This is a genomic window from Burkholderia sp. Bp8991, assembly GCF_003853795.1.
Lineage (GTDB): Bacteria > Pseudomonadota > Gammaproteobacteria > Burkholderiales > Burkholderiaceae > Burkholderia.
The window spans coordinates 154,584-168,980 of record NZ_QTQJ01000016.1; the positions used below are offsets into that span (position 1 = coordinate 154,584).

Here is a 14,397-nt window from a genome sequence, read left to right on the forward strand (position 1 = left end):
GGAGTGCCATGCCGATCAACGAGACCGGCGCCGCATCGACCGTCGTCAGTCCGTGCGACGCCGTTGCGGGCCGGCAACGGCGACGCAGGCGCCTACCCGGCGATGCGAAGTCGATCGCCCGGCGGGCGAACCCGACGTCCCTGCCCGCCGCGCGACCCGCGCCCTCGCCCTACTCCCCCGATCGCGCGAGCGGACCGGGTGCCCGCTGCGCCGTTTCCGACGGCCAGCCGCCCGCGAGCGCCTTGTACAGCGCGACCGTCGATGCCGCGCTGCGCATCCGCCCGTCGGCCGCCGCGTCCTGCGCCTGCAGCAGCGTCCGCTGCGCGTCGAGCACTTCGTAGTAGTCGATCGCACCGGCCGAGAAGCGCGTCTGTGCAAGCTGTGCCGCGCGAGCGCTGTCGTCCGCCGCGCGCACGAGGTGCGCGGTCTCCTCCCGCGTGCGGGCGACACGCAGCAGCGCGTTCTCCGTTTCCTCCAGCGCGCCGAGCACGGTCTGCCGGTACTGCGCGAGCTGGCCGGCCGCGTCCGCGTCGCTCGCCGCGATCCGCGCGCGCACGCGGCCGACATCGAGGAACGACCAGTCGATGCCGAGCGCGATCAGGTTCGTATCGCTGCCCGCACGGAAGAATCCGTAGCTGCTCGTCGCGCTGCCGAGCAGCCCCGACAGCGTGAAGCGCGGAAACAGGTCGGCTGTCGCGACGCCGACGCGCGCGGTCGCCGCGTGCAGCCGTGCTTCGGCGGCAGCGACATCGGGGCGGCGGCGCAGCAGGTCGCCCGGCGTGCCGGGATCGATGTCGGCTGCAAGGGCCGGCAGCGGTACCGGCGCGCCTTTCGATGCGGCTGGGTTCGGGATGTCGAACCGGCCGATCAGCGCATCCGGCGTCTGCCCGGTCAACACCGCGAGCCGATGCTCGTCGACGCCGATCGCCGCTTCGTACACGGCGATCCGCGACGTCGTCGATTCGTACTGCGCGCGCGCCCGCGCCGCATCGAGTTCGGAGCCACGTCCCGCGCCGACGCGCGCATTGATCAGCGCGAGCGTCTGCTTCTGGTTGTCGGCGTTCTCGCGTGCGATCCGCAGCCGCTCCTGCGAGCCGCGCAGATCCACGTACGTGCTCGCGACCTCGCCCGCGATCGCGACACGCACCGCGCGCACGTCGGCCGCACTCGCAGCCGTTTCCGCCCGCTGCGACTCGATCGAGCGGCGCACGCGGCCGAACAGGTCGAGTTCCCACGCCGCATTGATCCCGACATTGGAGATCGGCGTATCGCGCTGGCTGCGCGGCGCGCCGAACGCCTGGTCCCTGCTCGTCAGCTGATGGCCGATCCGGCCGCTCGCGGTAATCGTCGGATAGCGATCGAACGCGGCCTGCGACAGCAGCGCGTTCGATGCGTCGTAGCGCGATACGGCGACCTGCAGGTCCTGGTTCGCGGCGAGCGCCGCATCGATCAGCTGCGTGAGCGCCGGGTCGCCGAAGCCGCGCCAGAACGCGGCATCGGCAGCGGCCGACGCAACGGGCGGCGACGCATCGGGCGTGGTCGCATGCGCGTCGCGCGCGAAGCGCGCGGCGCTCGCCGTATCGGGCCGCTTGAAATCGGGGCCGACCGCGCACGCGGCGAGCATCACCGACAGCGCGAGCGCGGAAAGACGGAATGCAGCGCTCATCGGTTTTCTCCTTCGAGGGTGCCGTGCTGTTCGCTCCACACGGCCGGCGTGCCGCGCGCGAGCTTGCGGATCGCCACGTAGAACACGGGCGTCAGGAACAGCCCGAACAACGTGACGCCGAGCATCCCCGCGAATACGGTGACGCCGGTGGCGGCGCGCACTTCGCTGCCCGCGCCGCCGCCGATCAGGAGCGGCACCGAGCCCGCGATGAACGCGACCGACGTCATCACGATCGGGCGCAGCCGCAGCCTGCATGCCTCGAGCGCCGCTGCGATCGCACCCTTGCCCTGGATTTCGAGTTCGCGCGCGAACTCGACGATCAGGATCGCGTTCTTGCACGCGAGCCCCATCAGCACGACGAGACCGACCTGCACGAACACGTTGTTGTCGCCGCCGGACAGCCACACGCCGAACAGCGCCGCGCACATGCACACCGGCACGATCAGGATCACCGCAAGCGGCAGCGTCCAGCTCTCGTACAGCGACGCGAGCACCAGGAACACGAGCATCACCGCGAGCGGGAACACGACGATCGCCGCGTTGCTCTGTGTGACCTGCTGGTAACTGAGATCGGTCCATTCGAGCGTGATGCCCGGCGGCAGCACGTCCTTCGCGATCTGCTGCAGCTTCGCGATCGCCTGCGACGACGACATCGCCTTCGGATCGGCGTCGCCGATCAGGTCCGCGGCCGGATAGCCGTTGTAGCGGACGACCGGGTCCGGCCCATACGCGGGCGCGACCGTCACCATCGAGCCGATCGGCACCATCTCGCCTTTCGCGTTGCGCGTGCGCAGGTTCGCGATGTCCGCGGCCGTCTGCCGGTGACCGGCATCGGCCTGCGCCATCACGCGGTACACGCGGCCGAACGCGTTGAAGTCGTTCACGTACATCGAGCCGAGATAGACCTGCAGCGTGTTGAACAGGTCGGTGAGCGCGACGCCTTGCGCCTTCGCCTTCAGCCGGTCGACCTTCACCTCGAGCTGCGGGATGTTCGCCTGGTACGAGCTGACGGGGTAACTCATCCCAGGCGTCTTCGCGACCGCGGCCTGGAACGCCGTCAGTGCCTTCTGCAATTCACCGTAGCCGAGCCCGCCGCGATCCTCGAGGTACAGCGAGTAGCCCGAACCGTTGCCGAGGCCCTGGATCGGCGGCGGCATCAGCGCATAGGTGATGCCGCCGCCGATCGCCGCGAAGCGTGCGTTCAGGTCCGCGTTGATCTGCGCGGCGCTGCGGTGACGCTGGTCGAACGGCTTCAGGATCACGTACGAGTTCGTGATGTTCGGCGTGTTCACGCCCTGCAGCGCGTTCAGCCCGGCAAACGCCGGCACCATCTCGACGCCGTCGGTGCCGAGCGCGATCTTCGTCATCTGCTCGGTGACCGCGCTGGTGCGGGCGAGCGACGCGCCCTCCGGCAGCTTCGCGCCGGCGAACAGGTACAGCTTGTCCTGCACGGGGATGAAGCCGCCCGGCACCGCGTTGAACAGCAGCGCGGTCGCGGCGAGCAAGGTCGCATAGACCGCGAACACCGCGCCGCGCCGCTTCAGCGTGCGCGCGACCACGCCGTGATAGCGATCGGAGCTGCGCTCGAAGAAGCGGTTGAACGGATGGAACAGCCAGCCGAATGCGCGGTCGAGCACGCGGGTCAACGCATCCTTCGGCGCACCGTGCGGACGCAGCAGTTTCGCGGCGAGCGCGGGCGACAGCGTCAGCGAGTTCACCGCGGAGATCACCGTCGAGATCGCGATCGTCACCGCGAACTGCCTGTAGAACTGGCCCGTCACACCCGACATGAACGCCATCGGCACGAACACCGCGCACAGCACGAGCGCGATCGCGACGATCGGCCCCGACACCTCGCGCATCGCCTGGTGCGCGGCGTCGCGCGGGCTCAAACCCTGTGCGATGTTGCGCTCGACGTTCTCGACCACCACGATCGCATCGTCGACGACGATCCCGATCGCGAGCACGAGCCCGAACAGCGTCAGCGTGTTGATCGAATAGCCGAGCAGGTAGAGCCACGCGAACGTGCCGACCACCGACACGGGCACCGCGACGAGCGGAATGATCGACGCGCGCCAGGTCTGCAGGAACAGGATCACGACGAGCACGACCAGCACGACGGCCTCGATCAGCGTGTGCTGCACCGCGCGGATCGATTCGCGCACGAACACGGTCGGGTCCCACACGGGACGATAGGCGACGCCCGGCGGGAAACGTTTCGACAGTTCGTCGAGCTTCGCATACACCGCCTTCGCGACGTCAAGCGCGTTCGCGCCAGGCGACAGGAAAATGCCGACCACGGCCGAGTGCCTGTCGTTGAAGTACGAGCGCAGCGTATAGTCGCCCGCGCCGAGCTCGATGCGCGCGACGTCGGACAGCTTCACGACCTGGCCGTCGTCGCCGTTGCGCAGCACGATGTCGCCGAATTCCTGCGCGGTGCGCAGCCGGCCGCGCACGTTGATCGACACGAGGAAGTCGTTTTTCTTCGGCGTCGGCTCCGCGCCGAGCTGGCCGGCCGACACCTGCACGTTCTGCTCGCGCACCGCGGCGATCACGTCGCTCGCGGTCAGCCCGCGCGACGCCAGCCGGTTCGGGTCGAGCCAGAGCCGCATCGCGTAGTCGCCGGAGCCGTACACGCCGACGTCGCCGATGCCGGTCAGGCGCGACAGCTCGTCCTTCACGTGCAGCGTCAGGTAGTTGCGCAGATACAGCGAATCGCGGCTGTTGTCCGGCGAATAGAGACTCACGTACATCAGCGGCGTCGGCGACTGCTTCTGCGTGGTCACGCCGTACTGGCGCACCTCGTCCGGCAGGCGCGACAACGCCTGGCTCACGCGGTTCTGCACGCGCACGGCAGCCGTGTCGGGGTCGACGCCCTGCAGGAACGTGACGACGACCTGCAGGCTGCCGTCCGAACCGGCGACCGACTTCATGTACATGATGCCTTCGACGCCGTTGATCGCCTCTTCCAGCGGTTCGGCGACCGATTCGGCGATTTCCTTCGGGTTCGCGCCCGGGTACGTCGCGCGCACGACGACGCTCGGCGGCACGACTTCCGGATATTCGCCGGCCGGCAGCATCGGGATCGAGATCAGGCCGATCGCGAAGATGACGATCGACAACACGACCGCGAAAATCGGCCGGTCGATGAAGAAGCGGGAGAAATCCATTGCGGGCCTCCCGTTACCGCGCGGCCGGCGCGCCGGCGTCGGCCACCGCCACCGCTGCGGCCTGCGTGCCGCTGCCCGGGCCGGTGCCGGTGTCCGTATCCGCGCGTGCAGGCAGCACCTTCGGATTCACCTGCGCGCCCGGATAGTAGATCCGCTGCACGCCGTCGACGACCACGCGATCGCCCGGCTCCAGCCCCTTCTCGACGATCCGCTCGCCGTCCAGCGCACGGCCGATCGTGACGTCGCGACGCAGCGCCTTGTCGCCGGCGCCGATCACGTACACGTACTTGCGGTCCTGGTCGGTGAGCACCGCCTTGTCGTCGACGAGCAGCGCATCCTGGTCGCGACCGCTGACGAGCTGGACGCGCGCATAGAGGCCCGGCGTGAACGTGTGGTCCGCGTTCGGCAGCCGCACGCGCGCACGAATCGTGCCGGTTTGCGGATCGAGCCGGTTGTCGAGGAAATCGACGGTGCCCGCGTGCGGGAAACCCGTCTCGTTCGCGAGCCCCACGCGCACCGGATCGGCGCCGATCGCGCGATGCTTCGGGTCGGCGCGCCGCGCGTTGTAGCGCAGGTAGCTCTGCTCGTCGCAGTCGAAATACACGTAGACGGGGTCTTGCGACACGACGGTCGTGAGCAGCGTGTCGTCGGCGCGCGCGAGGTTGCCGGCGGTCGCGATCGCGCGGCCGACGCGCCCCGCGATCGGCGCACGCACCTCGGTGAAACCGAGATTGAGCTTCGCGTCGGCGACGGCCGCGTCGGCCGCCCGCAGGTCGGCGCGCGCCTGCTCGGCGGTCGCGCGCGCGTTGTCGAGTTCCTCCTCGGAAGTTGCATGCGCATCGATCAGTGTCCGCACGCGCTTGAGCTGCACATCGGCGAGGCTCGCGGCCGCGCGCGCCCGCTGCTGCTGTGCGTTCGCGCGGTCGAGCGCGATCCGGTACGGACGCGGATCGATCTCGAACAGCACCGCGCCCTGTGCGACGAGGTCGCCCTCCTTGTACGCGATGCGCTGCAGATAGCCGCTCACGCGCGGCCGCAGCTCGACCGCGTCGACTGCTTCGACGCGTCCGTTGAATTCGTCCGCGAGGCGAATCGTGCGCGGCGCGACGGTCGTCACGCCGACTTCGGGAAGCGGCTGGGCCGCCGTTTCGCCTTTGCCGTCGTGACAGCCCGACAACGCCAGCAGCAGTGCGCAGGCCGCGCCCAAAGGCGAGGTCCTGCGTAGGGATAAGGAGAGCATGATGCCTCGCGACGGGTTAAACTGCCGCGTAGCATAAAAGTTGAAGTTAACTTCAAGTCAAGCTTTCCCGGAGGGCGTCATGGGTATCGACGAAATCCCGCAATGGCCGCTGATGTCGATCCGCGAAGTGGCCGCGCGCAGCGGCGTGCCGGCATCGACGCTGCGTTTCTACGAGACGCGCGGGCTCATCAAGTCGCACCGCAACGGCTCGAGCCATCGCCACTATTCGCGCGCGGTGCTGCGGCTGATCGCGTTCATCGTGTTCGCGCAGAAGATCGGCTATTCGCTCGACGAGATCGCCGAACAGCTCGTGAGCCTGCCGGAAGACACCGCGCCGACCAACAAGGACTGGCAGCGGCTGTCGCGCGGCTGGAAACAGCGCGTCGCGAACCGGATCGAGGAACTGCAGCGGCTCTACATCAATCTCGACGAATGCATCGGTTGCGGCTGCCTGTCGCTGAAGCGCTGCAAGCTGACCAATCCCGAGGACCGCGCGGGACGCAACGGGCCGGGCGCACGGCGCTGGCTCGGTGATACGCCGCCCGATCTCGACTGACGCATGCGCGGCGGCCGGCGCGATGCACGATGCCGCGCCGGCGTCCCGCGTCACCCGACCCGCCCGCCCCGCCGCTCACCGCGATCGCCGTGCCCGTGAGGGCGCCAGTCTGCGCAGACGTTGCCGGTTGGCAGCAATGGCAGTCCGGGCCCTGCCCGGCGTAAGGTCAATCGCGCCGGCGCGCCAGCCGGCTTCGCGTCGCGCGCGGCGCTCAGACGCTCAGGATGCCGAGCGCGACGTCGAGCACGGCCTGCCGGAACGCCTCCTGCCGCGTGGGCAGCGACGTGAACTCCAGCATCATGTGGCTGTACGACACCGTCGTGCCGACCGCGCTCGCGATCATGAAGAACAGCACGTTCGGATCGACCGGGCGGATCTCGCCGGCCTCGACCGCGTCGGCCAGCAGCGGAAACATCGCGTCGTGATACGGGCGCACGATCCGCTGCTGCAGGCAGTCGAGCCGCCCGCCCTCCTCGGTCGCTGCCGTCGAGAAGAACATGCCGATGTCCGGCTCCGCGAACTCGTGATCGACGCACAGCTCGATCGCGCGCCGCACGCGCTCGCGACGCGGCAATGACGACGTGCGCAGCGCGCGCAACGCGTCGAACAGCGGCTCGGCCAGGTCGACGATCTGCTCGACGACAGCCAGCCACAGCGTCTCCTTCGCGCCGAAATGATGGGCGATCAGCGCCGCGTCGATGCCCAGCTCGCGCGCGACCTCGCGCACGCTCGTCGCGTCATAGCCGCGCTTCGCGAACGTGCGGCGCGCGGCCCGCAATATCAGGTCCGGTCCGACGGACGCCTCCGCCAGCGGCCGCCCGCGCGTACGCCGCTTCGACGGCGCGCGCTCAGTGACTTCAGCCACGTTTTCCTGCTCCCGTTGAATGAATCGAATGCCCGTGTCCGGGCCCCGGTTCGCGTCCGCGGAACCGGGTCGCCTGCCCGGCTCCGTTGACATGCGAAGCCGGGAAGCGCTAGGATCATACCTTATTCATCACGTGATGATTTATTCATGACAACCCCTACTCGCATCGTGATCGTCGGCGGCGGCATCGCCGGATTGCAGCTCGCAACCCGCCTCGGCGAACGTCTCGGCCGCACCGGGCGCGCCCAGGTCACCGTGGTCGACCGCAGCCCGACCCATGTCTGGAAGCCGATGCTGCACACGATCGCGGCCGGTACGCGCGACGTGCAGCAACAGCAGGTGATCTTTCTCGCCCATGCGCGCGATCACGGCTACACGTACCAGCCCGGCGAATTGACGGGGCTCGATCGCGCGCGCCGTCGCGTGCAGCTCGGCGAGATTCGCTCGCAGGACGGCGAACGCGTGGTCGACGCGCGCGAACTCGAATACGACGTGCTGATCCTCGCGCTCGGCAGCCAGGCCAACGATTTCGGCGTACCGGGCGTGCGCGAGCACTGCTACTTCATCGACAGCCAGCGGCAGGCCGAAACCTTCAACGAAGCGCTGCGGATGCGCGTGTTCCGCAGCATCGCGCGCGACGAGCCGTTTCGCGTCGCGATCGTCGGCGCGGGCGCGACGGGCGTGGAGCTGGCGGCGGAGCTGAGCCGGCTGCTGGAAGTGGCGCAGGCGTATGGCGACGCGACGGTGCGCGAGCGGCTGCGGCTCACGCTGCTCGAAAGCGGCCCGCGCATCCTCGCCGCATTTCCGCCGCGGATTTCCGCGTCGGCGCAGCGACGGCTCGAGCAGATCGGCTTTCACGTGCTGACGTCCACGCGCGTGACGGCGGCCGATGCGAACGGCTTCCACTACGGCGACGGTTCGTTCGCCGAAGCGGATCTGATGGTGTGGGCGGCGGGTGTGAAGGCGCCCGATTTCATGCAGGCACTCGGCGGGCTCGACACGAACCGCGCGAACCAGATCCTGGTCGGGCCCACGCTGCAGGCCACGGCCGACGAGCACGTGTTCGCGATCGGCGATTGCGCGAGCCTGCAGCCCGACGGCCAGGAACGGCCGCTGCCGCCCACCGCGCAGGTGGCGACCCAGCAGGCCGAACATCTCGCGAAACACCTGCCCGCCTGGCTCGAGGGCAAGCCGCTGCCGCCGTTCGCGTTCCACGATTTCGGCGCGCTCGTGTCGATCAGCGACTACGACGCGTTCGGCACGCTCGGCCAATTCGGGTTCTTCCGCGGCGGCTTCATCCAGGGGCGTTTCGCGCAATTCAGCCACCTGATGCTGTACCGGCGCCACCAGCAGGCGCTGCACGGATTCTCCAAGGCGACGCTGCTGTGGCTCGCCGAACGGATCAACGGCTGCGTGCAACCGCGCATCCGCCTGTCGTGACGCCGCGTTTCGCGGCGTCGCCCAACGTTTCGAGGAAAGCAAAGATGAGCAACAGTGCAGTTGCCTGGCTCAGGACCGTCGCCGCGATCGGCAGCTTCGACATGCCGTCCGTTTCATGGGCCGCCCCGCGACGGCGCAGCATCACGCGCGATCGCCTGCCGTCGTGGGATGCGACGAGCCAGCCGTCGATCAGCGTGCTCGAGCGGCCCACGGCCGACACCGTGATGATTTCGTGGTGCGACGCGTGCACCGGCCACTACGGCTACCAGAAGTGGCGGTTGTTCACGACGCGCAAGCGCGGCGTCTGCGCGCTGTCGGGGCGGCCGATCGCGCGCGGCGACAGCGTCTACGCGCCGCAACTGCTCGGCTCGGCGCCGGGCAACGCCGCCGCGATGGTGCTGGCGGCGTGCATCGACGAGGCGTGTGCCGCTTAAACGGACGTCGCCTGACCGGCACCATAGGCCGGATCGCGGTTCTGCCGTTCCAGTTCCGCGTCGAGATGCGCGGCATGCGCTTGCGCTTCGGACTCCGACATCAGCTCGCCCTCCCACTTCGCGACCACCGCGCTGGCGATCGAATTGCCGACCGCATTGGTGGCCGAGCGCCCCATGTCGAGGAACGTGTCGACGCCGAGAATCAGCAGCAGCCCCGCTTCCGGGATGTCGAACTGGTGCAGTGTCGCCGCGATCACGACGAGCGATGCGCGCGGCACGCCGGCCATCCCCTTCGACGTCAGCATCAGGACCAGCAGCATCGTGACCTGCGTGCCGAGCGACAGGTGGATGTTGTACGCCTGCGCGATGAACAGCGACGCGAACGTGCAGTACATCATCGAGCCGTCGAGGTTGAACGAATAGCCCATCGGCATCACGAAGCTCGAGATCTTGCGCTTCACGCCGAAGCGGTCGAGCGCGTCGAGGATCTTCGGATACGCGGCTTCGGAGCTCGCGGTCGCGAACGACAGCATGAACGCTTCCTTGATCAGCACCAGCAGCTTGAATACGCGCGGCCCGAGGAACAGCAGGCCGGCGATCACGAGCGTGCTCCACAGCAGGAACAGGCTCACGTAGAAGTCGCCCATGAACACCGCGAACTTCAACAACACCGACAGCCCGTTGACCGCGACGGTCGCGGCCATCGCCGCCAGCACCGCGAGCGGCGCGAGCTTCATCACGTAACCGGTGATCTTCAGCATCACGTGCGCCAGCTGGTCGATCGCGGCGACGAGGATCTTGCCGCGCTCGCCGAGCGCCGACAGCGCGACGCCGAAGAACATCGAGAACACGACGATCTGCAGGATCTCGTTGTTCGCCATCGCCTCGGCGATCGACTTCGGCACCATGTGGCTGACGAAATCCTTCAGCGTGAACTTGGAGGTCGCGAGATGCGCGGATGCGCCGATGTCCGGCAGCGGCAGGCCGAGGTTCTCGCCCGGGCGCAGCAGGTTCGCCATCAGCAGCCCGAGCAGCAGCGAGATCAGCGACGCGGTGACGAACCAGCCGAACGCCTTCACGAACACGCGTCCCACCGACGAAGCGTCGCCCATGTGCGCGATGCCGACGACGAGCGTCGAGAACACCAGCGGGCCGATCACCATCTTGATCAACCGCAGGAACACGTCGGACACGAGGGAGATGTAGCCGGCGATCTCGGTCGCGGACTGCTTGTCCGGAAACTGCGTATAGATCATGTAGCCGATGAAGATGCCGGCCGCCATCGCGAGCAGGATCCAGACTGCCGCAGACATTCGTTTGTTCATAACGGAACTCGATGCACGGAGCAGGAATGAAAAAAAATGCGCGCGTCAGTGCCGTGCCACGGCGCGCATTGCGGGTCGGTCGGGCCCGGCATTCCGGGCACCCGCCCCGCCCGATACTGCGGACGTCCGCGAACGGACGCGCTGTCGCTGCCCCGGCGCTCGCGCGATGGCGAACGCCGGGGCAACCGTTCAGCCTGGTGCAATCAGATCAAATCAAATCAGCTCAGGTCAGTAGCCGATCGCCGAACCGGCCGGTCGGCGCGGATCGTTGACGCCGTAGATGTAGCCGACGCGCACGTTGCCCGACACCGACGAATCGTTGCCGGAACTCTGATGGCTCACCGCCTCGGTGCCGGGCAGGCCGACCATGATCAGCTCGGCGGCGCCCCACGGCGTCTGCTCGACCATCTTGTAGCCCATGTTGCGCAGGATCGCGAGCGTGTCGGGCGACAGGCCGCGGGTCTCGTAATAGACCTGGTCCGGCAGCCATTGATGATGGATGCGCGGCGCACCGACCGCATCCTGCGGCGTCATCCCGTAGTCGATCACGTTCAGCACGGTCTGCAGCGTGATCGTGATGATGCGCGAGCCGCCCGGCGAGCCAACCACCATGAACACCTTGCCGTCCTTCTTCACGATCGTCGGCGCCATCGACGACAGCGGACGCTTGCCCGGCGCGATCGAGTTGCGCGTGCCCTGCACGAGGCCGAACAGGTTCTGCGCGCCGACCTTGACCGTGAAGTCGTCCATCTCGTCGTTCAGGAAGAAGCCCGTTCCCGGCGCGATCACCACGGCGCCGAAGCGGCCGTTGACTGTGTACGTGGTCGACACCGCGTTGCCGTCGCGGTCGATGATCGAGTAGTGGGTCGTCTCCGGCTTCTCGTGCACGCCGATACCCGGCTGCACGTCGACCGATGCCGTCGCCATGTCGCCGCTGATCTGCTTGCGGATCTCGGCCGCATATTGCTTGCTCGTCAGCTTGGCGACCGGATTGTCGATGAAGTTCGGGTCGCCCAGCAGCGTGTTGCGATCCTCGTACGCGTGGCGCATCGCCTCGGTCATGTAGTGGACCACCGACGCCGACTGGTAGCCGAACTTGCGCAGGTCATACCCTTCGAGCACGTTCAGCGTCTCGCACATGGTCACGCCGCCCGAGCTCGGCGGCGGCGCCGACACGAACTCGTAGCCGCGATACGTGCAGGTCAGCGGCGCCATGTCCTGCGCGCGATACGACGCGAAATCGGCCGCCGTGATCACCCCGCCGCCGCGCTTCGCCGCGGCTTCGACGACCTTCGGAATCTCGCCGTGATAGAACGCGTCGGGGCCCTGCTCCGCGATGCGCTCGAGCGTGCGTGCCAGGTCCTTCTGCACCAGGCGGTCGCCCGGCTGCAGCGGCGTGCCGTCCGGCCGCAGGAAGATGCGCGCGGCTTCCGGGTCCTTCCTGAAGCGCTCGATCGTCGTGTCGAGGATGTCCGTATCGCCGCGCGTCAGCACGAAGCCGTCGCGCGCGAGCCGGATCGCCGGCTCCATCACCTGCCTGCGCGTCAGCTTGCCGTACTTGCGCTGCGCGAGGTCGAGACCCGCGACCGTGCCCGGCACGCCGACCGCGCGATAGCCGTACAGGCTGTCGTCCGGAATGACGTTGCCGTTCGCATCGAGATACATGTTCGCCGACGCCGCGGCCGGCGCGGTCTCGCGGAAGTTGATGAAGCGGTCGCGGCCGTCGGCCAGGTGCAGGGTCATGAAGCCGCCGCCGCCGATGTTGCCGCAGCACGGATTGGTCACCGCTTGCGCGTAGCCGACCGCCACGGCGGCGTCCACCGCGTTGCCGCCTTCCTTGAGGATGTCGACGCCGATCTGCGACGCGAAGTGCTGCGACGACACGACCATGCCGTTCTTCGCTTCCACCGCGGGTTCCGAAGCGGCGAGCGCGCCTGCGCTGATGGCCGACAACAGGGTGAGTACGACGAGCCGCCTCATGACGGAATCCTCCAGACGAATGACCGGGCCATACCGGGATGCGCAACCGACTCGGAAGGCCGGACGACGCCGCTGATCCGGCATGTAATAAACCATACATTCCGGCGAGGCCGCGATCATAGCATCGGCATTTTCATGTCAAAACCTAGGGTAATTACTGAATTCTCGATGAATTTATGGAAAGGTTCCGATCGATAATGTTTAATACATTACATAATCAGCCGATTGACGACCCGAATGATGCGCCCCTCTAATCTGTGGCCTCACACGGTCCGCGGCGCGGCGATCGGCTAACATGCACGGCGTCGCCGGCAGACGCATGCCTGCCGTTTGTCATTCATTCAGATAAAAACAAGCCGGAGTGCCCGATGGGGACAAGCATCAGGGCGTTGCTGCTATCCCAGATGGATAGCTTCACGCCGTCGGAACAGAAGGTCGCGCACGCGCTGCTGGAGCGCTATCCGAGCCTCGGGCTCGGGCCGATCGCGAGCTTCGCGAAGCAAGCCGAAGTCAGCGACCCGACCGTGTTCCGCTTCGTCGTGCGAATCGGCTTCCCGAACTACTCGTCGTTCCAGCAGGCGCTGCACGACGAGATCGATACCGCGATGAATTCGCCGCTCGCGCGGATGGATGCGTTCCACTCGGAATCGGGGATGCGCGACAGCAATGCGGCGATCTTCCAGCGGCTCTCGCAATCGCTTGCCACCACGATCGAGGGACTCGACGCGGCGGCGTTCGACGAAGCGGTGACGCTGCTGGCCGATCCGGAAATCCGCGTGTTCTGCGGCGGCGGGCGTTATACCGCGCCGCTCGCGTCGCTGTTTTCGTTCACGCTCGCGTATGCACGCCCGCATGTGCAGTACGTCGAGCCGAACCTGAATCTCGCGTCGGTGTCGCTGACCGACATGGGGCCCGGCGACGTGCTGGTCATTTTCGATTTTCGCCGCTATCAGAAGGACAGCATCCGGTTCGCGCAGGCCGCGCACCAGCTCGGCGTGCGCGTGCTGCTGATCACCGACGAATGGCGCTCGCCGATCAGCGCGTTCGCCGAGATCGTGCTGCGGATCCAGGGGCGCCCGTTCGCGATGCTGCAGACCAACGTGCCGGCGCTGGCGCTCGCCGAAGCGCTGGTGATCGGCGTGACGAACCGGCTTCCCGAACTGGCGCGGCAGAGGATGGAAAAGATCGAGCGGCTCAGTACGGGCGGCAGCGCGCAGGACGCGAATCAGCGGGATTTGCCCGAATGACGGTCGCGCGTCATTCGGGCGCGGACGTCAGCTCTCCACGTCCTCGAGACTGAACACTTCCGTCTTGTCGTTATACGAAAAGACTTCGCCGTAACGCCCCCAGTCGATCACCGCGTCGAGCGTTTCCTCGGCGGCCTCGTCCGACAGGAAATCCTCCAGCTCCTGCTCGAAACGCACGCGCGGCGCACGATGGCCCGGGCGCTCGTTCAGCACCTTCCGGATCCGCGCGGCGAGCGGCACGTGCTTCAGCAGGTGATCCGCGAACATCAGCTTGCGTTCCTGCGTGCCGAATTCCGCGAACACGCGCGCGGGCGGCGTCAGGAACACGTCCCCTTCGCGCACGTCGGCGAAACCGAGGTACTGCAGCACTTCGGCGATCGGAAACAGTTCGTCCACTTCCAGATGCAGCGTGCGCGCGATTTCCGGCATGTCCGCGCGGCCGTGGTACGGCGCCATCGCGAGCGTCTCGATCAG

Annotated in this window: 11 protein-coding genes; 4 read left to right on the forward strand and 7 right to left on the reverse strand. The window is 67.6% G+C overall.

The window, feature by feature from the left end; all coding sequences use genetic code 11:
• Positions 1–169: 169 nt before the first annotated feature.
• The 3 genes from DIE02_RS19845 to DIE02_RS19855 are packed head-to-tail and all read right to left on the reverse strand — an operon-like array spanning position 170 to position 6,076.
• Positions 170–1,666 carry an efflux transporter outer membrane subunit gene (locus DIE02_RS19845; RefSeq protein WP_124488203.1) on the reverse strand — a complete coding sequence of 499 codons (1,497 nt, stop codon included), beginning with the start codon at positions 1,664–1,666 and terminating at the stop codon, positions 170–172.
• Entirely contained in the window at positions 1,663–4,836 is a 3,174-nt protein-coding gene (locus tag DIE02_RS19850) for an efflux RND transporter permease subunit (protein WP_124488204.1), read from the reverse strand. Before DIE02_RS19850 ends, DIE02_RS19845 begins: the two co-directional genes overlap by 4 nt.
• A 13-nt stretch (positions 4,837–4,849) precedes the next feature.
• Positions 4,850–6,076: an efflux RND transporter periplasmic adaptor subunit gene (locus DIE02_RS19855; RefSeq protein ID WP_124488205.1), complete on the reverse strand. Its 1,227-nt coding sequence runs from the start codon at positions 6,074–6,076 to the stop codon at positions 4,850–4,852.
• 79 nt (positions 6,077–6,155) lie between these two features.
• Here DIE02_RS19855 and soxR point away from each other — a divergent pair, with 79 nt between their 5' ends.
• Positions 6,156–6,632, forward strand: coding sequence for a redox-sensitive transcriptional activator SoxR (gene soxR / locus DIE02_RS19860; protein ID WP_044846696.1), 477 nt, complete (start codon positions 6,156–6,158; stop codon positions 6,630–6,632).
• A 211-nt stretch (positions 6,633–6,843) separates the two neighbouring features.
• On the opposite strand, the gene DIE02_RS19865 is transcribed toward soxR, so the two are convergent.
• The gene (locus tag DIE02_RS19865; RefSeq protein ID WP_124488206.1) at positions 6,844–7,497 is read right to left on the reverse strand and encodes a TetR/AcrR family transcriptional regulator; all 654 of its coding nucleotides are present in this window, start codon (positions 7,495–7,497) and stop codon (positions 6,844–6,846) included.
• A 147-nt stretch (positions 7,498–7,644) separates the two neighbouring features.
• Between DIE02_RS19865 and DIE02_RS19870 the strand changes: the two genes are divergently transcribed.
• Positions 7,645–8,937, forward strand: a complete 1,293-nt coding sequence (locus tag DIE02_RS19870; RefSeq protein WP_124488207.1) for an NAD(P)/FAD-dependent oxidoreductase — start codon at positions 7,645–7,647, stop codon at positions 8,935–8,937.
• Between the two features lie 44 nt (positions 8,938–8,981).
• Positions 8,982–9,371 carry a DUF3331 domain-containing protein gene (locus tag DIE02_RS19875; protein WP_044846693.1) on the forward strand — a complete coding sequence of 130 codons (390 nt, stop codon included), beginning with the start codon at positions 8,982–8,984 and terminating at the stop codon, positions 9,369–9,371.
• Here DIE02_RS19875 and DIE02_RS19880 read toward each other — a convergent pair.
• Both DIE02_RS19880 and ggt read right to left on the reverse strand, forming a co-directional pair.
• A complete protein-coding gene (locus DIE02_RS19880) occupies positions 9,368–10,696 on the reverse strand; it encodes a dicarboxylate/amino acid:cation symporter (protein WP_044846692.1) in 1,329 nt (442 codons plus the stop codon). The two genes, DIE02_RS19875 and DIE02_RS19880, sit on opposite strands and share 4 nt — an antisense overlap.
• Positions 10,697–10,924: 228 nt before the next feature.
• Positions 10,925–12,676, reverse strand: coding sequence for a gamma-glutamyltransferase (gene ggt / locus DIE02_RS19885; RefSeq protein WP_124488208.1), 1,752 nt, complete (start codon positions 12,674–12,676; stop codon positions 10,925–10,927).
• 368 nt (positions 12,677–13,044) lie between these two features.
• Here ggt and DIE02_RS19890 point away from each other — a divergent pair, with 368 nt between their 5' ends.
• On the forward strand, positions 13,045–13,923 hold the full coding sequence (locus DIE02_RS19890) for a MurR/RpiR family transcriptional regulator (RefSeq protein ID WP_124488209.1): 879 nt from the start codon (positions 13,045–13,047) through the stop codon (positions 13,921–13,923).
• Between the two features lie 27 nt (positions 13,924–13,950).
• Here DIE02_RS19890 and DIE02_RS19895 read toward each other — a convergent pair.
• Positions 13,951–14,397: AAA-associated domain-containing protein (locus DIE02_RS19895; RefSeq protein ID WP_179949180.1), on the reverse strand; the 447-nt coding region annotated here is incomplete at its 5' end.